Genomic DNA, 24,679 nt, shown 5'->3' with positions numbered 1-24,679 from the left:
TGCAGGCGCCCGGTCCGACAAGGAGACGGGGGCCGACTCGACGTTTTGCGGGTTTTTTTCGAGCTCGCGTCGGCAGCCGCGAAGGAGGACGCTCCGGCTGGGCCCCAGGACGTCCGCAGCGGGTTCATCCGGGATGCCCTGACGGATTTTGTCGCGCCGGAGGCTCGCGGTTCGTCGCAACGCCTCGACCCGTGAGGGTTTAAAATCCGCCCATGCGCCTCTCCACGCGCCTGCTGTCGCTGCTCGGCGGTGAGCGGAGCCACGACGTGGAGGCCGTCGAGCGGCTCCTCGCCGGGGCGATCGACGACGCGACGCGCCGCTGGCCCGGCGTCACCGCCGATCCGGAGGCTTACGCGGCCTGGATCGCCGCGCGCCTGCCCGCGGGCACCGAGCCGGTCGAGGCAGCCCTGGCGCAGCTGCGGCTCGCGGAGCTGTTCCTCGCGTGCGCGTGCGCAGGCGGCTCGGCGCCGGCGATCGCCGCCTTCGACGCCGAATTCATCGCCCGGGACCGACGCACCTCCGACGACGAGAAGCAGCTCGTCCGCCAGAAGCTGTTCCTGGCCCACGGCGACACGCCGCCCCGGATCGTCCGCTACGGCGGGCGCGGCGAGCTCGGCCGCTGGGTGCGGACGGTCGCCGCGAGGGTCGTGATCGACGGCGCGCGTCCGGCCCGGGAGGAGCCCACGGACGATGACCTGCTCGACGCCCTCAGCGTCGATCCGGGGCACACCCCGGAGCTGGCGCAGCTCAAGCAGGACGCCCGCAAGATCGTGCAAGCCGCGCTGAACGGGGCGATTGCGGGGCTACCGGCGCGCGATCGCATGCTCCTGCTGCAGTATCACCTCGACGGCGTCGGCGTGGTCGAGCTCGGGCGTCTGTACGACGTGGCGCCCTCGACCATCAGCCGCAACCTCGCCCGGATCCGCGGCGTGTTGCTCGCGCAGGTGCGGCGGTCGTTGATGAGCCATCACAAGCTGTGGGGCGACGAGCTCGAGCGCCTCCTCGAGTTCGCCCAGAGCCAGCTCAGCGTGAATGGCGCCATCGACCGGACCTGAGCAGCGAGCGCGCAGGTCGCGACGAGCAAGCCCGGGGCCGGTGGACACGCCTGCCCTGGCGTCCTATCTCTGGCCGCCGATGGTCTGTCCCGAGGAGAACACCATCACCGAGTTCGTGGCGGGGATGCTCTCCCGGGAGGAGAGCGCCCGCGTCGAGGCGCACGCGGCCTCGTGCGGCGCGTGCCGGAGGTTGCTGTCCGCGCTCGCCAGGAACTCCTCGCAATCCGCTTCGGGGTCCGTCACGTCCCCCGTCGGCGACGGCGAGTCGCACCAATTGTTGAGACGGGGCGCCCTCGTCGGGCGCTATGTCGTGCTCGAGACGCTGGGGGTCGGCGGCACGGGCGTCGTCTATGCGGCGTACGATCCGGAGCTGAACCGCAAGGTCGCGCTGAAGCTCCTGCGCAGCGCGGCGCTGGCCCGCTCGCCCGAGCTGCGCGGCAGGTTGTTGCGCGAGGCGCAGGCGCTGGCGCGTCTGTCCCATCCCAACGTGGTCGCGGTGTACGACGTCGGAACCTTCGGCCCCAGCGTCTTCATCGCCATGGAGCTGATCGAGGGGGTCACTCTCGGCGCCTGGCTCGCGCAGCGCGAGCACTCGTGGCGCGCCATCGTGGAGCTCTTCAAGAAGGTGGGCCAGGGGCTGGCGGCGGCCCACGCGGAGGGGCTCATCCACCGCGACTTCAAGCCCGCCAACGTGCTCGTCGGCCGAGACGGGCGGGTCTGCGTGGCCGACTTCGGCCTCGTCCGTTCGAGCGCGTCGGGGACGGAGGCGGACGTCTCGAGCTCCGCGGACGTCGTCGAGCCGTTCGACGAGATCACGCAGGCGGGGGCGTTCCTCGGGACCCCGGCCTACATGGCGCCGGAGCAGTTCGAGCGCAGCGAGGTCGATGCGAGGGCCGATCAATTCAGCTTCTGCGTCGCGCTCTTCGCGGCGCTGTACCAGCGGCGACCGTATACGATCAATACCCGCGAGGTCCTCCGCGCCGAGGCGCAGAGAGGCAAGCTCCCGCCCGTGGAAGGCGGCCCGGCGGTCCCTGCATTCGTCCGGCGGGTGTTGGAGCGCGGCCTCCGCCTGGCCCCGGAGGCGCGCTTCCCGGCGATGGATGCCCTGCTCGCCGCGCTGTCGCAAGATCCGCGGCAGACCTGGGCGAGGCGGGCCGTCGTGGGGCTCGGGGCGGGCGTCCTCGGACTGTCGATATTCGCAGCGGCGCACTTCGGCGGCGCTTCGGCGGCGCTCTGTCAGGGGAGCGCGGCGAAATTCGCCCAGGTCTGGGGCGACGATGCGCGAGCGACGATTCGCCACAGGTTCCTGGCCACCGGCCTGGCGCACGCCGAGGACATGTGGGACACCGTCGCGCGCACGCTCGACGCGTACGGGCGCGAATGGTCGGCGATGCACACGGACGCGTGCGAGGCGACGCGCGTCCGTGGCGAGCAGTCGGACGAATTGCTGTCACTGCGGATGCTCTGCCTCGATCGCCGACTGACGGAGGTCCGAGCATTGACGGGCCTGCTCGGCGACGTGGACGCCGACGGGGTCACGAAGGCGGTCGACGCGGCCTTCAGGCTCACGAGCATCGCCGCCTGTGCGAACCTCGAGGCGCTGCGAAGGCCCGTACGTGCCCCCGAAGGCCGCGATCAGGCCGCCGAGGCGCGCGACATCGAGACGGTGCTGGCGCGGGCGAAATTCCTGGCGTCGCTCGGGCGGCACGAAGAAGGGCTCGCCGAGGCCAGGCGGGCGGTCCTGCGGGCCCGGGCGCTCGGACACCCGCCGACCGAGGCGGAGGCGCTCGAGACTCTGGGCGCCATTCAGCTGGAGGCCGTCGATCCGAAGGCGGCAGAGTCCTCGCTGCGCGAGGCGTACGCGGTGGCCCAGGCGGGGCGGCACGATCGGACCGTCGCGCGCGCCGCCATCGCGCTGGTGTTCGTGGTCGGTTCGCAGCTGTTCCAGGCGGAGGCCGGCCGCGAGTGGGCCTTTCATGCGCGGGCCGCCCTCGAGCGGTGGGGCGCCGATCCGGAGCTCGAAGGAGCGCTGCGCGCGAACTTCGGCAGCCTGCTCTACAACTCTGGTGATTTCGCCGCGGCGCGGGCCGAGTACGCGGCCTCGCTGGCGGTCCGGGAGCAGGCGTTCGGGGCGGAGCACCGCCACACGGTGCAATCGCTCGAGCTCGTCGCCATGGCAGCCAGCGCGCAGGGCGACGCCGAGGCGGCCCGCGAGCACCTGCGTCGCGCGACGGAGCTGTCGCGGCGGCTGTTCGGCGCCAAGCATCCCGCCTACGGCGGGCTCCTCGTGCGGACCGGCAATCAATCCATGCTGGAGGATCGAGCGGTCGAGGCCGAGGCCGTGTTCGCCGAGGCCCTGGCCATCGTGGAGGCCGCGCGCGGCAAGGACCATCCGCAGGTGGCGGTGATCCTGCTGGCGATGAGCGGAGCGCTGCGCAAGCTGGGGAGGGTGCGAGAGTCGTTCGACGTGGCGAGGCGAGCGCTCCGCAGCTTCGAGGCCACCGAGGGCGCGCGCCCGCTGGTCGCCGACGCTCAGCTGGCGATCGGGAACGCCGAGCGCGAACTCGGGGACCTGGACGCGGCGCTCGCCGCCTATCGCACCGCGCGCGCGATCTACGAGGAAGTGTTCGGCCCGGAGCACGAGGGGGTCGGCACTTCGCTGGAGGGCTTCGGCGACGTGTCCCTGCGCCGGGGCGAGGTCGAGGCGGCGCTGGAGCACTACGCGCGGGCGCTCGCCCTGCGAGAGAAGGCCCAGGGCCCCGACTTCATCGACAACGCGTTCGCGCTCGCGGGCCTCGGTGAAGCGCACGTCGTCCGCGGCGACGCGGCGGCGGCGATACCTCCGCTCGAGCGGGCGCAGGCGTTGCTCGAGAAGCACCAGGTGCTGCCGTCGCTCCTCGCAAGGGTGCGCTTCCTGCTGGCGCGCGCGCTGTGGGACGCCGGCCAGAGCCAGGACGAGGCGCTGCGCCTGGCCGCTCGCGCCGAGGCGGGCTTTCGCTCGCTCGCGACGCCCGTGGGCGACGCCGACGCGGCGCGCGTCGGTGATTGGCTGGCGAATCACGACGGGCCGCGCGCGCCGGCCGGGATTGACGAGAGGGCCCCGGGATGAATGGCGAGAGCGCTGCCACCGGTGGGCCCAGGAGCGATGGGTGGCGGAGCTCGCCCGCCATGAGGCCTCGGCCCATTCGAGCCTGTCGGACGAATGCAGTCCGGCGATAGCCATGGACGAGCGGGGCGAAGCCCGTCCCTTCGGCCGCTACATCGTGACCACGCCAAGACCGCGGCGTCAAACTCCGAGGGCGAGCTCAAGTTCTCGCCGTGGACCCGAGCCCGAGCGAACGTCCGGCTCGCTGCCTTGGGCCGCCTGGTCACGCCAATGCCCTGCGTCTTCTCTCGGCGCTGTGGCGGCGCGTCCCGAACGCACGCAATGGAGGTCGGGCCGCCTTCCAGGCCGCGGCTTGACGGTATCGTCGGTGCTCTTGCCCCGCAGGATCGGCCGGCCGTACATCCTCCTCGAGCTGACGCCTCGCGTGCGCCTCGCCCGCGTCGATCAAACCTGTTACCCTCAGGACGTGCTCGGCGACGGAAGCGAAGGTCTCGATCTACTTCGGGCGCATGGAGTGCCCCCCTGGCTCCTCGTCATCATCGGCGTCGTCGTGGTCGGCCTCGCGCTGCTGAATCGCGTCGCAGAGCTGTGGAACCTGCTCGCGGCTCGGCGGCTCGCCGGGGCGACGGGGCTGTCTCGACGCCAGGTCTTGCTCGCGCAAACGTTCGTCAATCTGGCGAACCACAGCAGCGAGACGGGTTGGCGGGAGCAGTACTACACCGAACTCGAGGCCGAGGTCGAAGTCGAGGTCGAGGCGAAGCGCCGGTGGTCTTCGTCGACGCTTCCTGACCGCCGGCTCGAGAAGTCGCTGTCGGCGGCGCTGCTCCATTGTAAGCACAAGCTCATTCACCTCGAAGGCGATCCCGGCGCCGGGAAGAGCGTATCGCTGCGCCATCTGGCGCGGAGGTGGCTCGAGAAGATGAGCTCGGGCGGCGCGACCGTCGTCCCGCTCTACCTCGACCTTCAGCGCCTGCGCAATCCCGGCGGGGCGATCGACCGGGAGTTGATCGAGTCGTTCGTCCACCAGGAGCTGCGTCGCGTCCGACATCCCGACATCGAAGCGTTCATCGCGTCCGACTTTCACGCCTGGTGCCGCGAGGGGCGGCTGCTGTTTTTGTTCGACTCCTTCGACGAGCTCAAGGACGTACTCGGGAGCACGGAGGAAGACAGGATCGTCGACAGTTACGCGCGGGCGATCCAGGACTTCGCCTTTACGATGAGCGCGTGCCGTGTCGTGGTCGCGTCACGACGGTTCCGCGGGCCGAACCGCCCGGGGTGGGCGCACTTCTTGATCAGACCGCTCTCCGACGGTAAGCGCGTCGAGTTCATCCGTCGACACGTGGAGGATCCCGCCCTCGCGCGCCAGATCGTGGGTCATCTGCAGATCAGCTCGCGCGAGTTCCAGGAGCTGTGCAGCAACCCGCTGATGCTGACGCTGCTTTGTAGCCATGCCAACGAGACGCGCGCCGTTCCGCAGGGCGCGCACCAGCTCTTCGCCGCGTTCGTCGAGCGGAGGCTCGAGCGCGATCGATACCGGATCGCGCAGAAATTCGGCAGGACGGTCGACGAGCTGCGTGCGGCCGCCGAATTCATCGCGCTGGCGATGGCGAGGGATCCGGAGCTCGGCCTGCGCCCGACCCGCGGCGCGCTCATCGATCGTGTCAGCAACGGCAAGTACACGCTCGAAGATTCGCTCCTCGACGCGCTGGAGATGGCGCACCTGCTCGCCATCGAGCGCTGTGAGGACGAACCGGCCAGGAGCACCGTCCGCTTCGCGCATCACCGGCGCCTGCAAGAATTCTTCGTATCGTCACATCTCGTGCACAACCCCGGGCTCGTCTCGCCGCGGTTGCTGCTCAAGGATTATCGCTGGCGGGAAGCGTGTGTAGCCATGTTCCAGAATTTGTCCGGAGCGTCGGTGAAGCCGCTCGTGGACACGGCCGCGGAGCTGGTTCGCGAGTACAGGTGTGCTGCGTCGGAGAGCCCGGAGGAGGAGCTCGGGTTCGTGTGGCCGCCCAAGGCGCTGCATGTGCTCGAGGTGCTGCAGGTGGGCTTCGCCTACGGGGGTAAACTTCCGGACGCCCTGGTGGACGACATCGCCTGGCTGGTGCGGCGGGCGCTCGAGCGCGGCAACATTCTCGACCAGAAGTGGGCGCTCGAGGTCGCAGGTACGGCTCCGGAGGTCGAGCTCGTGGAGTACATCGATTTTGCCCTGCTCTCCGGCAGCCGCATGCTGCAGGACGCGGCCTTCCTTCAGGTCCACCGGCTGCGCACCGCGACGCCGAAGCTGCGCACGAGCATCCGCGACATGCTCGAGGAGATGACCGAGAATGGGAAGCTGAGAGAGGAGCGGTTCGGGATCGAGTTGAAACTCGGCAGGCTCCCCGATCCTGACCGCTGGATCGGCACGGCGCGTGCGCTGCGGGCGCTGCCGGTCACGGATGCCGTCCTGCAGGTCGCCTTCCTGACCCTCCTGGGGGGCATGTCCGTCCTCGCCGGGCTTGAGGCTCGCACCTGGCTTCCTCATGCGTTGTTCGTGTTTCTGACGCTGTCATCGCTGCTGGGGTGGGCGCTTCGCAGCTCGCTCAAGTGCATGGCGATCACGTCGATGCGCTTCGCCGGACTGTTCAGCCTGGCCTTTGCGTTCGACGTCAGCCGGATAGCGAGGGGCGCTATTCCTCACGAGATCGCCGTGCCTGTGCTCGTCGTGACCGGCTATCTTGCGCTCTGGCCGGGGTTCGCCATGTGGGGCAACCTGCGCGGCCTCTTCGTCAAGGGGTGGCAGCGCCCGTTCGCGCCGCTCGCGATTCTGCTGTGGTGGCACTGGTCCAAGCAAGCCCAGTGGCTCGGGGTCGTGTTGCTGGGGGAATTCATCTTGTTGGCGTTCATCTTGCCCGCGCTCGAGCGGTCCGGGTTCCTGAACGCGGGCGGGCTGATCGCCCTGATCGGCCTCGTGGTGGTCTTCGGGAGTTGGATCCTCTGGTCGGCCGTGAATCGGTCCCGGGATTCGTCGCTCTTTCGGAGCACGATCGAGGACATGAGGCGGTCGAAGGACCTGCGGGAGGTCCTGTCGTGGCTGGGGCGCTTCAGGACGCCGCAGTTCCGGGTCGAGGGCCTTCGAACCCTGCGGAGACATGACGTGTTCCGGGATGGCCTGTCGCATCTGTCGCTGGAGTCGGCCCGACAGATCTTGCAGTGTCTGGAGATCGATCGATGGTCCGAGCGGAGCACGCGACGTGAGATTCGCGCCGAGGCCCGTAGTATCGAGGAGCAGCCTGCAGACGACGCGGAATGGGTGCTTTGGTGGTACTACCGCCATATCGGCCCGGACGAGGTGCACGGATACACGGAACTCGCGGACGAGTTCGCGCTCGCGCTCGAGCCGTTCGTCAAGCGCGACCGCCGCTCGAGAGCCTGAACGTCGAACGTCGAGGTGTGCTTGTCGAGAAAGACGCTCCAACGGCGCATCCGAAGTCATGACCGGTCTGCTGCTTCTGTCGGGGAGGCGTCGCCGTTCGTCGGCGCGGTCGAGTTCATCCGCGCCGATCGTCCGGACGACGACTGCTTCGATCTGCTCGGCCAGCGCGCCCCGGCCGCCGAGGTCGAGGCTCTGACCCGAGGTCGATAGCGTCAGCCGGGGCGGGCCGGCCGCGGAGGTTCGGACCGGAGAGCGAGCGCTGCGCCCCGGCCAGCCGGCCGGGACCGCCGTTTTCACGCGAGCGTTGGCATACCGACCGACCAGTCGGTATAGTATGGCCCGTGGCGGCACGGACCTACGAGAGCGCGCGCGAGCGGATCCTGGACGCCGCTCAGCGGCTCATCCTCGAGCGAGGCATGAGCCGCCTGAGCGTCGACGCGGTGATCACCGAGGTCGGGCTCAGCAAGGGCGGCTTTTTCCATCACTTCAAGACGAAGAACGACCTCATCCTGGCGCTCCTCGACCGGCTGGTGCGCCGCATGGACGGCCTCGTCGCGGAGCTGGCGGCGAAGGATCCGCAGCCGCGCGGCGCCAGGCTGCGCGCGCAGATCGTCCTGTCCTTCGACTCGAAGCGGCAGGAGGCCGAGGCGCCCCAGGCGCTGCTGCTCGCCTTCGTCGAGGCCGTGCAGTCGCAACCCGCGGTCAGGCGCCTCGCCCGCGAGCTCAACGCCCAGACCGTCGCGCGCGACGTCGCCGAAGGCGTCCCCGAGGGGCGGGCCATGCTGATCCAGGCCGCCCTCGACGGCTTCTGGTTGTCCGAGGCCGTCGGGATCGCGGCGCTGACGGCGAAGCAGAAGCGTGCGCTCCGCGACGAGCTCATCGCGCTGGCCCGCGTCGAGGCGAGTCCGGCCGCCGCGGCGCGAACAACGACGAAGACGAGGAAAGGCAGGCGATCATGATCGACATCCCCACGCTGGCGACAGCGGAGCACAAGGCGAACCCGTTTTCCCTCTACGTCCGGCTGCGGGCCGAGGCGCCGGTCGTGCGGTTCACGGCGGGCGACAAGAAGCCGGCGTGGCTCATCACCCGCTACACGGACGTGTCGGCGGCGCTCAAGGAGCCGCGCCTGGCCAAGAACCCCTTCACCGCGCTCACGGACGCGGAGCGCAAGCGGACTGTCCCGTGGATGCCGGGCTTCCTGCGCCCGCTCTCGAAGACCATGCTCGATCAAGATCCGCCGGATCACGGGCGGCTGCGGTCGCTGGTGCACCAGGCGTTCACTCCGCGCCGCGTCGAAGATCTGCGCGCGCGGATCGAGGCCATCGCTACCGACCTCGCGGGGCAGGCGCGGGCGCGCGGGTCGATCGATCTGCTCGAGGACTTCGCGGCGCCGCTGCCCATCACTGTGATAAGCGAGATGCTCGGCGTCCCGGCCGATGAACGCCAGCGCTTCCGCCGGTGGACGAACCGCCTGCTCCGCATGGTCACGACGACCGACATGCTCCTGTCCATCCCGATGCTGTGGATGCTGCTGCGCTACGTCCGTGGCCTCGTGAAGCGGCGGCGGAGCGAGGGCGGGGAAGACCTCGTCGCGGCGCTGATCCGCGCGGAGGAGTCGGGCAGCCAGCTCAGCGACGACGAGCTGCTGTCCATGGTGATGCTCCTGCTGATCGCCGGGCACGAGACGACGGTGAACTTGATCGCCAGCGGGACGCTGGCCCTGTTCGACCAGCCGGAGGCCATGGAGCGCCTCGCGCGAGAGCCGGCGCTGATGCCCTCGGCGGTCGATGAACTGCTGCGATTCACGAGCCCGGTCGAGCTCGGCACCGAGCGGTATACGACTGCGCCGGTGACCTACTCCGGTCACACGATTCCGCGCGGCCAACGCGTGTTCGCCTCGCTCGCGTCCGCGAATCACGACCCGGACATGTTCGCGGGCCCGGAGCAGCTGAAGCTCGACCGTGAGCCCAACCGCCACCTGGCGTTCGGCGGCGGCCCGCACTATTGCCTGGGTGCGCCGCTGACCCGGCTGGAGGGACAGATCGCGTTCCGCGTGCTCCTGCGCGACATGCCGGGCCTGCGGCTCGCGGCGCCGCGCGGATCCCTGCGGTGGAAACCGAACCAGATCCTGCGCGGCCTGACGGCGCTGCCGGTGCGCTGCGACGTGGCGCCGAAGCACTTCGACTCGGGCCACCGTCCCGGCGGCGCGGCCGACCCGTCGGCGGTGAGCCCCACTTCGGCGAGCCAGTGACGCCGTCTCGACTCTCGCGCGAGAGGGTCGGTGATTCAGCGCCGACCTCGCCCCTCGCGCGCTGGCCCCTCACTGCGGAGGCGTCACCCTCGCCGCCGATCCGCGTGGGAAGGGGCGGCGCGGGCGAGGCGGCCTTCGGACAAGCGGTCGACAGCGGGTCCCTTGCACGCAAATGCTCGACAGCATCCCTCCGAACCCTTTGTTCGCCGGGCAGTAACACGGCGGGCACCGGCTTCCAGCGGGGCTGTGCAATTTTGCCGACGGATCCGCCAAGATCCGGAGATCCAGCGCCATCATGCGCCTCCACCCCTGCGAACCCGCGATGTCACGCGTCATCATCCGCTCGCTGCTCCTCGCCGTCGTACTGGCCGGGACTGCCTGCCCGCTGGCGCCGGAGTACGTCGGCGCGACCCTCACGACTGGCGGCAGCGGCATGAGTGTCGACACCCTCGGTGATTCGGAGCCGACGAGCCTCGATCCGGGCATGAGCGTCACCACGGACGGGGGGGTCTCGAGCACCTCGATGGACCCTGCGCTCACCCCCTACGGCTCCTCCTGCGAGCTGGTCGGGCTCGGCGCGGATATTGTGTTCACCGCGCTCAGCCTGCAGCCGCTGTGCGAGGGCGGGATATGCCTGCTCGTCCATGATGTGCCGGCGCCCCAATGCGAGGAGGACGCCGAGTGCGCCGCACAGACGGAGGGCTCGGTGTGTGAACAGCACGGCCTCTGCACCGTGCCGTCCGCCTTCGTCGAGGCGAATTCGCGCTGCACCCAGACCTGCGCGACGGACGAGGATTGTCCCGACATCCCCGGCTGCGCGACCGGCGTCAGCTGCACCATATTCATAAACATCGGCGATCTGTGCTGCCAGCGGGTATGCGGTTGCAACGATCACCGCTACCCTCCCTATGAGGAGAGCATGGAGGATATCTGCGCCAAATATCCCGAGCAGTGCCAGTGAGCGACGAGGTGGGCAGAAGCAGCGCCCCTCACGCCCTCGAGGTGCGCGCACATGTCGGCGAAGCAACTGTGCAGAGGCAGCGCGCGGGTGCCCCCGCGACGAGGTCGCGGCGACAGCGGGCGGGGCGCATGGGCCGAATCGGGCGCGGGGACGGCCGCCGGCAATCACGGGTGTGCCCGGTCGCACGACGCGAACGGCTCGAAGGCCGGCCGCGGCGCGCCGGACGGGGGTACCCTTGGCCGCATGGTGCGTCCTGAAGACGCGGACGAGAAGGACCCCGAAGGGGGCGGCTCGGCCGCGTCATGCTGCACCGTTCCAGCGGGTGAGAGTCCCGTCCGGGTAGGCGCCGGAGCGCCCGGTAGCAGGCCCCAGGTACGGCGAGAGATCGTCGTGGCCCGAGCGGGGCGTCAAGTGCCTCTACGGAGGGAGCAAGAACGCGGGCCGCAACATGAAGTGAAGCCTGCAGCCTCGACAGAGAAACAATGGGGGAGCCGAGCCGCTCATGCCACGGCGAAGGCCACGTCCACCGCGCAGACATCCGGAGTAGAAAGCGCGGCGGGTCCTCCCGGGGTAGGGGGCGCAGCACGCGTTCAAGGAGCGATGCGGAACAGGAGAGGCCCGTCTGCACGGCCCATGTCGGGGCGAAGCGACTCGTATAAGCCGAAGGCGAAGTCGAGCGCTGTGCAGCGGGAGTCCGAGGGGGTCGTAGTACCGATGATGGTGGCGCAGAACAACGCCGCCGGAGGGAAGGGCCCCTGGGGTGGTCGTGTCGGAGAAGAAGGTAAGCGCGAGGGCATGGCCTGCAGGACAGGTCCCAACAACCCCATGCGGCGTAGGCCGCGTGACAAAGTGCGAGAACTTCGACGCCGACTGTGGGCCGCAGCCAAGCGGCATCCGGGAAGACGTTTCCATGCGCTGTACGACCGCATCTCCAGGCGTGACGTCCTGAGGGAAGCATGGAGGCGGGTGAAGAAGAACAGGGGGGCAGCGGGGGTCGATGCCCAGACGCTGTCCGAGGTGGAAGAGCTCGGCGTCGATCGCTTTCTCGAAGAGATCGGTGCAGAGCTCGAGGCGGGGACGTACCGACCGAGCGCGGTCATGCGGCGGTACATCCCGAAGGCGGACGGGAAGAAGCGGCCGCTGGGGATCCCGACAGTCCGGGACCGAGTGGTGCAGATGGCGGCGAAGCTGGTGCTGGAACCGATCTTCGAGGCGGATTTTCTTCCGTGCTCGTACGGCTTTCGGCCCAAGCGCAGCGCGACGCAGGCGCTCGAGCGACTGCGGGTGCTGGGAGCACGAGGTGGAAACCACGTGCTCGATGCCGACATCCGCGACTACTTCGGCAGCATCGATCACGAGCGGCTGATGAAGCTCGTCGAGATGCGGATCTCGGACAGACGGGTCCTCAAGCTGGTACGGCAGTGGCTCGAAGCCGGTGTGATGGAAGATGGCGAGGTGACGGCGATGCTCTCGGGGACACCCCAGGGCGGCGTGATCTCACCGCTGCTGTCCAACATCTACCTCGCAGTCCTCGACAAGCTGTGGCAGCGACGACACGCCCACCTGGGCGAGCTCGTGCGCTACTGCGATGACTTCGTGATCCTCTGCAGGACCGCGAAGGCGTGCGAGGCGGCCGAGGCCAGGGTCCGCGAGATCCTGCGACGGCTCAAGTTGGATCTGCATCCCGAGAAGACGAGGCGGGTCGAGCTGAGCCGGGGACGGCAAGGCTTCGACTTCCTCGGCTGCCACCTGCGCAAGCGCATGTCCGGGCCGATCTGGGAGAAGGAAGGCCGAAGGGTGTACTTCCTCCAGCGCTGGCCCTCACAGCGCAGCATGACGCGGGTGCGGCAGCGCGTGAAGGAGCTGACCGGCAGCAGCCGCAACGGGGTCAAGGATGTGCGGGTGATCGTCCGCGACATCAACCCGGTGCTGCGCGGCTGGGGCAACTACTTCCGCACCGGGAACGCCGCGGCGAAGTTCAACCAGATCGACACGTACGTATGGCGCCGGCTCACGCACTTCATGGTGCGGCGCAAAGGCCGACACCTGCGAGCCAACGACGTCGAAGGTTGGACAAGCGACTTCTTCCACAACCACGGGCTCCACCGACTGCGTGGGACCGTGCAGTACCCGGAGGCCGCGTAATGCGACGGCCCGAGAGACCACCCGTAAGCCGTGTGCGGGAAATCCGCACGCACGGTTTGAAAGGGGGTCTTGCCCAACTTCTCCGCTACATGCGGAAAGGAAAGTAGGATCTACCAATGCCGTTTCGCAGCCTCGAAGGTGACCCCGGCTTCGTGGTGCCCGCCGACCCGCTGGCGCGCTTTGACGAGCTGTTGACTGCGCTCGACGCCGGCCGCGGGTGGATGCAGGACAAGGCGGCGATCCGCCTCGCCGCGATCACCCTGGTCGTGACCCCGGGCGACGCCAAGCGGATCGCCGCGTCCACCCGCACGGCCTGCGCGGTGCTCGGCGAGCGGCTCGGGTGGTTCTCCGGCGTCGACGAGTCGGTCCGCCTGGTCATCGCGGCCCAGCTGGTCAAGGCCGACGACAACCCCGACGCATTCATCGACGATCTCGAGCGCGTGCGCGGGATGTTTCGCGCCGACGGGCTGCGCCGCGGCGGCGTCTACGAGGTCCTCGCGGTGCTGGTCCTGCGCCGCCTGTTCGGCAGGATCGAGCCGGAGCACGTCGAGCGCTTCCACGGCATCTACGGCGCGATGAAGGCCCACCACTGGTGGCTGACCGGACCCGAGGACTTCCCGGCCTGTGCCATGCTGGCCGGTTGCTCGGAGGAGCCCGCGGCGATCGGCACCGGCACCGACGCGATCTACAAGGCCTTGCACGAGCAGGCCGGCCTGTCGCGCGGCGACCCGCTGCAGATGGCCGCCCACATCCTGTACCTCGGCGGCGTCGAGGCGCCGGTGATCGTCGAGCGCTTCAGCGGGCTGCTCGCGGCGTTCCGCGCCGCCGGCGCGAAGATCGGGACCAGCGAGTACGACGAGGTGGCGATCCTCAGCTTCGTCGCCCAGTCGGCTGCGAACATCGTCGCCACAGTGCGGGAGCTCGAGGCCGGCCTGCGCGCCCGCCTCAAGTGGCTGGGCGAGCGCGACGCCCTCAGCCTCGGTGCCAGCCTCGCGTTCGTCCGCCTCGTCGGCGCCTCCGGCGAGCTCGGCGCGCTGGCCGACGCCAAGCTGCTGCTCGACATGCAGACGATCGTCACGGCCCGCCAGACTGCCTCGATCGCGGCGATGGTCGCGACGACCACCTGAGCACCGCGCGTCCACGAACGGCAGCTCGATCGTCGGCGCCGCTGCGCCGCCGGGCATCACTCGACGCGCGACGGGGCGCCGCTCGATCACGGCAAACTCGCCGTGTCGATGTCCTGCTCGCTCCGATCCTGCCGCTCGTCGACCTCGCCGCGCTGGTCGCCCCCATACCGCGCACGGCGGCAAAGTTCCGCTGTTCATCAGCATCCGCGACGACCCGTGGCTGCTCGGCGCCGTGCTGTCGATGGTCTGGCTCGTCGTCCTTCGGTCGTCCGGAGCGTCGTGCAGGCCCACGGGGCCTGGCCTGTTCTTGACAGCATCAGGGCCGCTCTGCGAGTTTGACCTCGCGTCATGCCCATCCGCTCGGCCCACACCGACCTCGACCTCCTGCTCGGCTGGCGGCACGGTGACACGCAGATGGGCGCCGAGCTCTACGATCGCTACAAGACGCCAGTCACCAATCTGTTTCGCCGCAACGTCCAGAGCAAGCACGACATCCCCGACCTCGTGCAGCAGACGTTCCTCGCGTGCGTCCACGCGAAGAACGACCCGGAGATCGCGGGCACGGTGCGCGGCTACATCCTCGGCATCGCGTTCCACACGATGACCGGGTTCTTCCGGCGGGCCCGCCCCGCGCTGGCGCTCGACCTCACGGGCGAGCAGGGGACCGCGCTGGCCTCGATCGAGCCGGACCCCGAGTATCTCCTCACCCTCGGCGACGAGCAGCGCCTGTTGATGAAGGCGATCCGCCGGATCCCGATGGAGTATCAAGTCATCATCGAATTGAATTACTGGGAGGGCGTCCCGTGCAACCAGATCGCCGAGATCCTCCGCATCCCGCAGGGGACCGTGCGCAGCCGCCTCCAGCGCGGTCGCGCGGCGCTCGAGAAGACCCTGGCCGCGCTGGCGGACTCGCCTGAATTGCTGGCCGCCACGACCATGTCCATGAGCGCCTGGCAGCAGGGAATCCACGCCTGGATCACCGCCCAGGCCGGCCAGGACGACCCTGCCGACTGACGCCTGCGCACCCGCGCGACGATCCGTGCAGGGACCCCGCGGATCGCTCCATTCCGGACACGCCCCGAAGACCTTCATGCCAGCCACCCCCGACGATCCCTCCGATCCCCGCTTCCTCGCCGAGTGGCCGGCAGCGCCGCAGGACCCCACCGGACGCGAGATGGAGGCCGAGGTCCGGGCCAGGTTGTTCGGCGACGTCTCCGGGCCGGCGGTGGACGACGCGACCGGACCGACGACGCCGTCGTCCGATCGGTCCGCGGGGCTCGCCCGCGGCGTCGTGGTCGACCGCCATGTCCTGCTCGACAAGCTCGGGGCCGGCGGGATGGGGGTCGTTTACGCGGCCTACGATCCGGAGCTCGACCGCAAGATCGCGCTCAAGCTGGTCCTGCCGAGCCGCAGCGGCGTCGACGGCGGACGGGCCCGACTGCTCCGGGAGGCCCAGGCGCTCGCCCGGCTGTCGCACCCGAACGTGGTGGCGGTCCACGACGTCGGCACCCACGACGACCAGGTGTGGATCGCCATGGAGTTCGTCCCGGGCCAGACGCTCGGCGAGTGGGCGAGGAAGCGTCCGCGCCGCTGGCCCGAGCTCCTGCGCGTCCTGACCGACGTGGCCCGCGGCGTCGCGGCGGCGCACGCGGTCGGCCTGGTCCATCGCGACCTCAAGCCCGAGAACGTGATGATCGACCGCGACGAGCGGGTCCGCGTGATGGACTTCGGCCTGGCCCACGGCCGGACCCTGGCGGTGGCCGAGGAGGAGTTCGCCGCGACGTCCGGCACGACCGATTCGGCGCTCGACCGGACGCTCGCGCACGACGCCCGCGTGCAGCCGGAGTTCGCCGCCCTGGCGGCGCGGCTGACCCAGGCGGGCACCATCCAGGGCACGCCGGCTTATATGTCGCCGGAGCAGTGGCGCGGCGAGGAGGCCACGCCGGCCGCGGACCAGTACGGGTGGAGCGTGATGGCGTGGGAGCTGTTGTACGGAGAGCGCCCGTACCACGGCGAGAACCTGCTGACGCTGGCCGCGAACGTCCTGACGGGCCGGCGCCGTCCCTCGCCGCGGAGCCGGCGCGTCCCGGGCTGGCTCGGGCAGATCCTGCAGCGCGGCTTGCAAGTCGATCCGGCGCGGCGGTTCCCCGGGATGGACGCGCTGCTCGAGGCGTTGCGGCGCGGCAGGACGCGGGCGCGGGTCCGCAACGTTTTGGTCGGCCTCGGCGTCGCGTCGGCCGCGGTCGTCGGCGGCCTCGCCTTGCAGCATCGAGCGACCGCGCAGCAGATCGCGGCGTGCGAGCTCACCGGCGACGAAATCTCCGCGGTGTGGAACGACGAGACGAAGCTCCGGCTGCGCGACTCCCTCGCCGCCACCGGTCTCGCCTATGCCGCGGCCTCGTACGAGAAGGCGATCCCGTGGATCGATCGCTGGACGCACGAATGGCGCGACATCCGGGCGCGGCTGTGCCGGGCGGCGAACGTCGAGGGCAGCTGGTCGCCCGAGCAGCACGCGCTGTCGACCGCTTGCCTCGAGGAGCGGCGCGACGAGCTGGCGGGCCTGCTCGAGGTGCTGACCGCCGCGGACGCGGTCACGGCCCAGCGGGCGGTCTCCGCGGCCGCCAGCCTGGCGCAGCTCGGGCCGTGCACCGACGCGGCAGTGCTCGCCCGCCGCCCGCCGCTGCCCGAGGAGCAGGAGCTCCGCGCGGCGGTCCAGGACCGCCGCCGCGACCTGCGCCAGGTGATGACGATGCTCGCCGCCGGGAAGTCGCGCGAGGGGCTGGCGCGCGCGGAGGAGGTGCTCGTCGCGGCGCAGGAGCTCGGGTACTTGCCGCTGACCGTCGAGGCGCGCGCGCTCACCGGCGTGGCCGCCTCGCGCGCCGGCAAGCTCGAGCTGGCCGCGGAGACCTTGACCCGCGCGTACGAGGAGTCCGGGCTGATCGGCTCCGACGAGATCGCGGTCGACGTCGCGACCCAGCTCGTCTACACGCTCGGCGACCCGCTGGCCCGGCGCGCCGAGGCGCTCGTGTGGTCGCACGCGGCGCGCCGGCTGCTGCGGACGCTGCAGCAGGAGGGCACGCTGCGCGAGGCGCACCTGCTCAACAACCTGGCGGCGACGCACCAGGCGGCCAGCGACGCCGCCGCCGCCCGTCCGCTGCACGAGGAGGCGCTGGCGATCCGCCGGGCCGAGCTCGGCCCGGACCACCCGACGGTCGCGCTGTCGCTCACCAGCCTGGGGAACGTCCAGCGCGTCCTCGGCAACCTGCGCGAGGCGCTGGCGCTGCACGAGGAGGCGCTGGCGATCCGCCGCGGGACGCTGACGCCGGATCACCCCGACGTGGCCGCGTCGCTCAACAACCTCGCCAACGTCCACGGCGAGCAGGGCGACCACGAGAAGGCGCTGGCGATCCTCGAGGAGGCGCAGCGGATCTGGGAGCGCGCGTACGGGCCCGAGGACGCCCGCGTGGCCGTCTCGCTCGGCAACATCGCCAGCACGTACCGCAAGCTGGGGCGGTACGACGAGGCGCTGGCGACCAACCTGCGCGTGCTCGAGATCCGCAAGAAGGCGCTCGGCCCCGATCACACGGCCGTCGCGGACTCCCTGCACAACACGGGCAACGTCCACCGCGATCGCGGAGAGCTCGAGCAGGCCCTCGCGCTGCTCGGTCAGGCCCTGGCGATCTACGAGGCCAAGTTCGGCGCCGACAGCCCCGACGTCGCCTCCACCCTGCTCAACATCGGCCTCACGCGCGACGAGCAGGGCGACCACCGCGGCGCGATCGCCGACTACGAGCGCGCTCTGGCGATCGCCGAGAAGACGTACGGCCCGGACCACAAGGTCGTCGCCCAGCTGATCCACAACATCGCCGACGCGCACCGTGGTCTGCGGGCCTATGACGAGGCGGTCCCGCGGTACGAGCGAGCGCTCGCGACGATCGAGAAGGTCCTGGGCCCCGAGCATCCGATGGTGACGTACCCGCTGGTCGGCCTCGGCCGCGTCGACGTCGAGCGCGGGCGGCCCGCCGCCGCGATCGCGCCGCTCGAGCGGGCGGTGGCCCTGCGCGAGCGCGGCGACGAGGCGCCGGACGTCGTCGCGGACGCTCACTTCGCGCTGGCCGAGGCCTTGTGGGACGCGCCTCCGCCTGCCGGCCGCGATCGCAGCCGGGCGCACGCGCTCGCGACACGGGCCCTCGCGGAGTACCGCGCCGCCGGCAGCGCCGGGCAGCAGGTCATCCCCGAGGTCGAGGCCTGGCTGCGCGGCCATACTCCATGACGCGAGCGCGGCGAATTTTCTCTGCGAGGGTGGATCCGCGGGGCCTCGCGCCGCCACGTAGCGGTGCGGACCGACAGCGTCCGACGCCCCCATGCACACCTATCAGCCACACGCGTTTTTTTCCCTTCGACTGTGCGAAACCCGGCGAATGCCGCGTCCGACCGCCCTGGCCGCAGTGGTGGCGCTCGTCGCCGGATGCCCGTCCTCGCCCGACGAGACGACTGCGACCGCCGGCGACCCGCCGGCTGGTTCCAGCGGGACCGGCGAGGCCACGCTGACTGACGGAACCTCGGCCGGCGACAGCGACGCCGATCCGACCGGGCCCACCCCGACGACGACCGATAGCGGAGCGGGCCCGACGTCCGACGCGGACATGACCGCCTCGGCGACCGAGCCGGGCACGACGACCGCAGGCGACACGACGACCGCCGGCGACACGACGACCGCAGGCGACACGACCACCGCGGACGACACGACGACCGGGGGCGTCACTCCCCCGGGCTGCACGCCGCGGGAGTTCACGTCCGAGAATCTGACGATGCTGGACTTCACGATCAAGGACGCGGAGTACAGCAAGCAGCTCGACCGCATCGTCGCGGTGAGCCACGATCCGCCGGCGTTGCACCTCTACGACCCGTGGACCGGCGACGCGGAGGCCGTCGAGCTGCCACTGGCGGCGAGCAGCGTCTCGGTCGGGCCGGACGGCATGTTCGCGGCCGTCGGTCACGACGGATGGGTCTCGTACGTCGACCTGGTCACGCGTACGCGGCTCGCCACCCACCCCGTCACGGCCGATGTCCTCGACGTGGTGCTGGCGGGCAACGGCTACATCTACGCGTTCCCGCGGCAGGACCAGTGGGAGCAGATCTACACGATCGAGGTCGAGAGCGGGGCGCAGACGCAGAGCGCCGACTGGGCGATCTACGCCGGCACGGTCGCCAAGCTGCACCCGGACGGCGACTTCATGTACGGCGCGAACAACGGCCTGTCGCCCTCGGACATCGAGAAGTACGACGTCCAGGGCGGCACCGCGACCGTCCTGTACGATTCGCCGTACCACGGCGACTATGCGATGTGCGGCGACCTGTGGCTGTCCGAGGACGGCAAGCGGATCTTCACCCGCTGCGGCAACGTGTTCTTCGCCTCGACCGACAAGGCCAAGGACATGACCTACAACGGCAGCTTCTCCGACGGGATCGAGCAGATCGAGCACCTGTCGCACTCGGCGGCGGCGGGCCAGGTCGCGCTGATCGCCACGGCGTGGGCGTGGCCGGAAGATCCGGTCGTCGAGGACACCGAGGTGCACACGTTCGACTACGACTTCCTGTCCCGCGCGGGCGTCGAGGCGCTGCCCACCGTCGAGGTCCAGGGCGTGCAGCACCCGATGCACGGGCGCTTCGTGTTTTATGATTGCCTCGGCGAGAACCTGTTCGTCGTCGCGCAGGCCGACCCCGAGGCGAGCTTCCTCAACGACTACGGCATCATCCGCCTGTAGCGCCGCGAGCGATCCGCGAGCCGCCGGCTCGAGGACCGCGGCGGGCGGCGCACCCGACTTGCGTTGCGTCTTCAGACTCGGTGGACGTGACATGGGATCCTCCTTCGCTGCATGCAGAGGGATACCGCCCCGCGTGGGACATTCGGCGCCACGTCCATACGTCCACGAGCCGCGAGGACCCGCGGCTGGATGCGAACCGAGACGCGGCCGGGTCCCCCGCCGCCTCGACGCGCACGACTTCGAGCACGACATGAAGCGCGCTCTCCAGGGTGAGCCACGCGGGCGATTACGCGGATGAGCCGCGGGCGCCCTCGGCCCGATCGCTTTCGTCGTGCGCTGCGCTGGCCGATCCACAACGAGTTGGACGCGGGCCGCGCACTCGCCGCGCAGTTCCGCTCGGGCGATTCAAGGTGTCGTTGTGAGCCATGAAGTGAGTCGGCGGCGGCAGCGTGGGAACGCCCCCTCACCATGTCGGCGTCGACCGCCCTTGCAGCGACGGAGGAGAGATCATGACCATGCGAACGAGTATGACCATACGAATGACCGGGATCGCCGCCCTGTCCGTCGCCGCCGGCGCCTGGCTGTGGGGCAACGACGGCCCGGAGAAGCAGACTCGACCGGCAATCGAGGGACTACGGCGGCCGTTCACCCGCGGCGACGCGACCGCGGGTCGGGAGGTGTTTCGCTTCGAGACCTTCGGGAACGAGGGGTTCTGGACCGACGCCCTCCGTCTGCCGCAGGGGATCATGGCCGAGCAGATCACCCCGCTCGGGCTGCTCGAGCTCGGTATGCATATTGATATCGAGAGGGTCGACAATAAACTGCGAGAGGGCCTCGAGGGCCAATTCGGCACCGACCTGTCGAAGGAACTGGCGCCGCTGCTACACGACCCCGACGTGACGATCGCGCTGATCGAAGCCAACGCGGTGGTCGGATTCGCGGCCAAGGACGTCGACGGGGACGGCCGGGTCGACCTGCAGAAGGGCGACAAGATGGGCATCAGCTGCGCGATCTGTCACACCGTCGTCGACGGGTCCGTCTATCAGATGCCGGGCAACCGCGGCGCGGTCGGCAAGCGGCTCGACGGCCTCGGGACCTGGTCGCTCGACGTTGGCGGGATCATCGCCACGGGTCTCAACTCGCGGGTCTTCTACCCGAATCTGCAGCTCGAGCTCGGCGGAATGACGATTGGGCGCGCCCCGAAGGGGATCCGCCGCGACAGCAGCGAGGCGGAGGTCGACGCGTACCTGCGCAACAAGGACTATTACCCGCGCGGCACGTTCGACGAGACCAACGACGGGGTCGGCAACTCGGTGCAGAACACACCGCTATTCCGCCAGGACCTCGCGGACCCGTACGGCTCGGCCGGCGAGTTCGAGCGCCTCGAGGACGTAAGCAGCGCCTCGTTCTCGCAGAACCTCGACCCGACCTCGCTGGTCACCCCGCCGGGGCGGAAGTTCTTGACGCTGCGGGCCGGCCCGCACGGCGAGGAGCTGGCCGACAACTACGAGGCGATCTTGAAGGAGACCGCCGTCACGGGGTACCCATTCGTCCAAGTGACCGAGCACGGTCTGCCGCCCGGACACGCGACCAGCCCGACCGGGCGGCGCGTCGACGCGAAGAAGCTGGCCGATATGAACGCCTATCTGGCCGACCTGCCGATCCCCGCCGGGGCCAAGGTCGATCCGGCGGAGGCCGCCCGCGGCAAGCAGGTGTTTCTCGCCGAGAACTGCACCGATTGCCACAACCTCGACCCGCAGGAGCCGCTGCCGTACCTGCTGGTCGAGCTGCACGCGCTGTGGCCGGGATACCAGCCGAAGGAGCTCATCGTGCGCAAGCCGCCGCTGGTCCCGCTCGCCAATTCGCCGGGCATCTACGACGACAAGCTGGTGGTCGTCGACGCCAGCGACCGCTCCGCGTTCCGCGGCATCCCACCGGTGTTCCTGGTCGACCTCGCCCGTAAACCGTTCTTCCTCCACGACGCCTCTGTGCCGACCCTCGAGGTTCTGTTCGATCCAGAGCGAGGCGCGGAGGAGCCGCATCCATTCTACGTCGAGGACGCCGAAGAACGCGCCGACCTGATCACCTTCCTGAAGTCGCTCGGCGGACCCGGCGTCCAACCGCCCGGCACGTGAATGCCCCTGCCGGCGGCTCGGCGATCTTCACCGGCGACGCGTCCGCGATGTCCTCGGCGATGCGCACGAACTTCGGCCGCACGAGCCGGACCACGACCAGCGACTCGGGCCGACGCTCGATGACCTCGCTGACCTCCTCGCCGATTCGCTTGAACGCGGCGAGGCCCTCCTGCTGCACCTCGGGCGGCAGCTCCTCGATGTCGACGCGCGGCAGGTGCTCCGGCAGCTTCCGCCGACCCGTGGGCCTCCGCGGCGCACGCTCGCGCTCCGGCACGACCTCGATGGTGGGGATGTCGAACGAGAAGCTGGCGACCTGCGCGACGCGATCGTCCGGCCCGAGCCGGATCCAGTCGGTGTCGACGACCAGCCGCAGCACGCCGCGGTGCAGGACGCATGCGCCCTTGGGCCGGCCGGTCGAGCCGGAGGTGAAGAGGACGTGGGCGACGTCCTCGGGACCCGCGCCGCCGCTCACGTCGACGTCGTCGCCGGCGTCGGTCGGCGGGTCGTCCTCCGCGCCGGGGTACTCGATGCAATCGCCGGTGAACCCGAATTGCGCGGCCGCCTCGCGGCTCCCGAGCAGCACCGTGGGCCGGGCGTCCTCGATCATCCGCGCGAGCCGGCTCGCCGGGTGCAGCGGATCGAGTGGGACATAGGCGCCGCCCGCCTTGAGGATCGCGATGAACGCGACGACCACCGCGGGCGACTGGTCGATCAGGATCCCGACCGGGGTGTCCACGCCGACGCCGCCGGCCCGCAGCCGCCGCGCCAGGCGATTGGCCCGCCGGTTGAGCTCGCGGTAGCTCGTCTCCCGGCCCTCGAACCGCACGGCGATCGCGTCGGGGGCGCGTCGCACCTGCTCCTCGAACATTTCGGCGATGCTGCGATCGCGCGGGAAGTCGGTCCGCAGGCCGACGGACAGCTCGAGGACGGCAGCGGGGAGGGCGATTGGATGTGATTCGTCGTGGGACACGGTAAATCTTCCTTCGGTCGCGAATGCGGGCACAGCCGGCGCGCGACGGGTTGCTCGAGGTAAACATCGTCGGGTCCGCGACCATGGGTGGACCCGGTATATGCAATGCGAGTGCGATGATTCCCGGATGCGGGCCTTTGTGAATCGACCCTCGCGTGCGGAGCGGAGCTCGTGCTCGAAATATCTCCGGCGATTATCGGTGTTCGGTCGATCTCGAGAGGTTTTGTGCGGTCCAGGATCCGAGTAATTGTCCGCGCTCTCGGTCGCGACCGTGAACGGCCTCACGCGCCGGGGCGCCGGGCATGAAACGTCGAAGGTCGCTCCTGGCGTTCTGCATCTCGGCGCATGCAAGTTGCAGCACTCGTGCCAGAGCGGCCGGCGCCGATCGGCGCGCGGCAGGGCGGGTAGCCGATGCACGGGGAGGCCGTCGCCCGCGAGCTCGAGCCTCCTGCCGTGATTCGCTGCTTCGGCGTCGCTAGCCGAGCGTGCATCCGCCGCGTCGGCACAGCCTGGCACTGTGCCAGGGCTGTGTCGGCACCGCGCCCGCCGCAGCCCCCGCGACCACATCCAGGGCCGACCCCTCGATCGAAGACGTCCCGGGCTACCCGGCAGCCACGAATGGCGCGAGCTCGAGCGACCCGTCGGCGTTGCGCAGGATGTCGGCGATCCCGTCGGGATCGGTCAGGATGAACGTACCGACGCGTCCTGTCCCCGTCCGGCTCGGCGACGAGTTGCGGTCAGACCCGCTCCAGGCGCCAGACTGTCGTCTGCCGGGTCCCGTTTTTCCACACGACGCCGGCGAACCGGTCGGAGCTCAACGGGGCGACCATCTCCATGAACCCCTCGCCGTCGTTCACCTCGGCGAGGCCCACCATTGGCACCAATGCTGCGTCGCGGAGGTCGGCAGTCGCCACGATGGGTCCCTGCTCCGTCGCCAGGAGCAGCACGCTCTCGTCGTCGAGGAAGCCGCCCCACAGGTCGATGCCGATCTCCACCTCCGGCAGTTCCGCCTGCACGTCGAGACGCGCCACGGGGACGAGCTCCGGCCACGTCGCGATCACCGCGCACCTCGGGTCCATCGGATAGGGCGGCAGCAGCACCCGCGTCCCGTCTGGACTGAAGCCCCGGTTCACGAACTCCTCGGCGGGGAGCACCTCACGGAGCGTCAGCGCGTCATCCTCGGCGCGGATCACTGTGAGCACGTTGCCGTCCTGCCCCATCACGAAGTCGCAAAGGACCGCTGGATCTGTCGGGTGGGCGAGGGCGTGCGCCGAAGCGGCGTCGACCTCGACCTGGTGCTCATCGAGCACGACCCCTTCCAGGTCCATGAGCAGCACGCGGTGGAACTCCGAGAACGAGCGCCCCTCGGCGGGGGCACCCGGCGAGGTGACGACGAGGCGGTTGGGCGTGATGAACGTCGCAGAGTCCGCCGCCACCGCGATCGCGGCTGCGTTCGGATGGGCGGTGTCGGCCACGATGCGCAACCCGCCGTCGACCGCGGCCACCAGGGCGCTCAGATCGGCGCGCGCGTCGAGCAGTCGCGCCCCGGAGGGCAAGCGCGTGGGCACATGGCGGAGGGGTCGCAGGTCCTGGTCCCACACGGTGAGCGTCCCGTCCTTCAGCGTGAGGCAGGGTCCTCGGGGGGTCCTGATCCGAGGCAACTGCCCTTCGAGCTCCGGCACCGTCCTGAGCAGCGTCGCTTGCATCCGCATGGGCAGCACCTTAGCAGCGTCGCGGCAGCCG

General features: G+C 70.1%; 14 protein-coding genes. 12 read left to right on the top strand and 2 right to left on the bottom strand.

Annotated features, from left to right (window positions below; all coding sequences use genetic code 11):
• Positions 1-212: 212 nt before the first annotated feature.
• The 12 genes from O0S08_RS31125 (at position 213) to O0S08_RS31070 (ending at position 21,966) form a co-directional block, all read left to right on the top strand.
• A complete protein-coding gene (locus O0S08_RS31125; protein WP_269032989.1) occupies positions 213-1,055 on the top strand; it encodes a hypothetical protein in 843 nt (280 codons plus the stop codon).
• A gap of 79 nt (positions 1,056-1,134) precedes the next feature.
• Positions 1,135-4,164, top strand: coding sequence for a serine/threonine-protein kinase (locus tag O0S08_RS31120; protein WP_269032988.1), 3,030 nt, complete (start codon positions 1,135-1,137; stop codon positions 4,162-4,164).
• 370 nt (positions 4,165-4,534) lie between these two features.
• The gene (locus tag O0S08_RS31115) at positions 4,535-7,579 is read left to right on the top strand and encodes an NACHT domain-containing protein (RefSeq protein ID WP_269032987.1); all 3,045 of its coding nucleotides are present in this window, start codon (positions 4,535-4,537) and stop codon (positions 7,577-7,579) included.
• Between the two features lie 341 nt (positions 7,580-7,920).
• Positions 7,921-8,538, top strand: a complete 618-nt coding sequence (locus O0S08_RS31110) for a TetR/AcrR family transcriptional regulator (RefSeq protein ID WP_269032986.1) — start codon at positions 7,921-7,923, stop codon at positions 8,536-8,538.
• Entirely contained in the window at positions 8,535-9,830 is a 1,296-nt protein-coding gene (locus tag O0S08_RS31105) for a cytochrome P450 family protein (protein ID WP_269032985.1), read from the top strand. Before O0S08_RS31110 ends, O0S08_RS31105 begins: the two co-directional genes overlap by 4 nt.
• A gap of 322 nt (positions 9,831-10,152) precedes the next feature.
• Positions 10,153-10,791, top strand: coding sequence for a hypothetical protein (locus O0S08_RS31100; protein WP_269032984.1), 639 nt, complete (start codon positions 10,153-10,155; stop codon positions 10,789-10,791).
• Positions 10,792-11,586: 795 nt separating this feature from the next.
• Positions 11,587-12,936: a group II intron reverse transcriptase/maturase gene (gene ltrA, locus O0S08_RS51345; RefSeq protein WP_503827484.1), complete on the top strand. Its 1,350-nt coding sequence runs from the start codon at positions 11,587-11,589 to the stop codon at positions 12,934-12,936.
• 116 nt (positions 12,937-13,052) lie between these two features.
• Complete coding sequence (locus tag O0S08_RS31090) at positions 13,053-14,063, top strand: DUF4003 family protein (protein ID WP_269032983.1); 1,011 nt, start codon at positions 13,053-13,055, stop codon at positions 14,061-14,063.
• Positions 14,064-14,411: 348 nt separating this feature from the next.
• Complete coding sequence (locus O0S08_RS31085; protein WP_269032982.1) at positions 14,412-15,077, top strand: RNA polymerase sigma factor; 666 nt, start codon at positions 14,412-14,414, stop codon at positions 15,075-15,077.
• A gap of 76 nt (positions 15,078-15,153) precedes the next feature.
• Entirely contained in the window at positions 15,154-18,336 is a 3,183-nt protein-coding gene (locus O0S08_RS31080) for a serine/threonine-protein kinase (protein WP_269032981.1), read from the top strand.
• A 148-nt stretch (positions 18,337-18,484) separates the two neighbouring features.
• Positions 18,485-19,831 carry a TolB-like translocation protein gene (locus O0S08_RS31075; RefSeq protein WP_269032980.1) on the top strand — a complete coding sequence of 449 codons (1,347 nt, stop codon included), beginning with the start codon at positions 18,485-18,487 and terminating at the stop codon, positions 19,829-19,831.
• Positions 19,832-20,370: 539 nt separating this feature from the next.
• Complete coding sequence (locus O0S08_RS31070; RefSeq protein WP_269032979.1) at positions 20,371-21,966, top strand: cytochrome c family protein; 1,596 nt, start codon at positions 20,371-20,373, stop codon at positions 21,964-21,966.
• Here the strand turns inward: O0S08_RS31070 and O0S08_RS31065 are convergent.
• Positions 21,914-22,936, bottom strand: a complete 1,023-nt coding sequence (locus tag O0S08_RS31065) for an AMP-binding protein (protein WP_269032978.1) — start codon at positions 22,934-22,936, stop codon at positions 21,914-21,916. The two genes, O0S08_RS31070 and O0S08_RS31065, sit on opposite strands and share 53 nt — an antisense overlap.
• 737 nt (positions 22,937-23,673) lie before the next feature.
• The gene (locus O0S08_RS31060) at positions 23,674-24,648 is read right to left on the bottom strand and encodes a hypothetical protein (protein ID WP_269032977.1); all 975 of its coding nucleotides are present in this window, start codon (positions 24,646-24,648) and stop codon (positions 23,674-23,676) included.
• Between the last annotated feature and the right edge of the window lie 31 nt (positions 24,649-24,679).

The organism is Nannocystis punicea, assembly GCF_026965555.1.
Taxonomy (GTDB): Bacteria; Myxococcota_A; Polyangia; order Nannocystales; family Nannocystaceae; genus Nannocystis; species Nannocystis punicea.
This window is presented reverse-complemented; position numbering and strand designations above follow the sequence as displayed.

Coding starts and splice junctions, on each gene's coding strand:
- O0S08_RS31125 (WP_269032989.1), top strand. CDS start 213: ATGCGCCTCTCCACGCGCCTGCTGTCGCTGCTCGGCGGTGAGCGGAGC.
- O0S08_RS31120 (WP_269032988.1), top strand. CDS start 1,135: ATGGTCTGTCCCGAGGAGAACACCATCACCGAGTTCGTGGCGGGGATG.
- O0S08_RS31105 (WP_269032985.1), top strand. CDS start 8,535: ATGATCGACATCCCCACGCTGGCGACAGCGGAGCACAAGGCGAACCCG.
- O0S08_RS31100 (WP_269032984.1), top strand. CDS start 10,153: ATGTCACGCGTCATCATCCGCTCGCTGCTCCTCGCCGTCGTACTGGCC.
- ltrA (WP_503827484.1), top strand. CDS start 11,587: ATGGCCTGCAGGACAGGTCCCAACAACCCCATGCGGCGTAGGCCGCGT.
- O0S08_RS31090 (WP_269032983.1), top strand. CDS start 13,053: ATGCCGTTTCGCAGCCTCGAAGGTGACCCCGGCTTCGTGGTGCCCGCC.
- O0S08_RS31085 (WP_269032982.1), top strand. CDS start 14,412: ATGCCCATCCGCTCGGCCCACACCGACCTCGACCTCCTGCTCGGCTGG.
- O0S08_RS31080 (WP_269032981.1), top strand. CDS start 15,154: ATGCCAGCCACCCCCGACGATCCCTCCGATCCCCGCTTCCTCGCCGAG.
- O0S08_RS31075 (WP_269032980.1), top strand. CDS start 18,485: ATGCCGCGTCCGACCGCCCTGGCCGCAGTGGTGGCGCTCGTCGCCGGA.
- O0S08_RS31070 (WP_269032979.1), top strand. CDS start 20,371: ATGACCGGGATCGCCGCCCTGTCCGTCGCCGCCGGCGCCTGGCTGTGG.
- O0S08_RS31060 (WP_269032977.1), bottom strand. CDS start 24,648: ATGCGGATGCAAGCGACGCTGCTCAGGACGGTGCCGGAGCTCGAAGGG.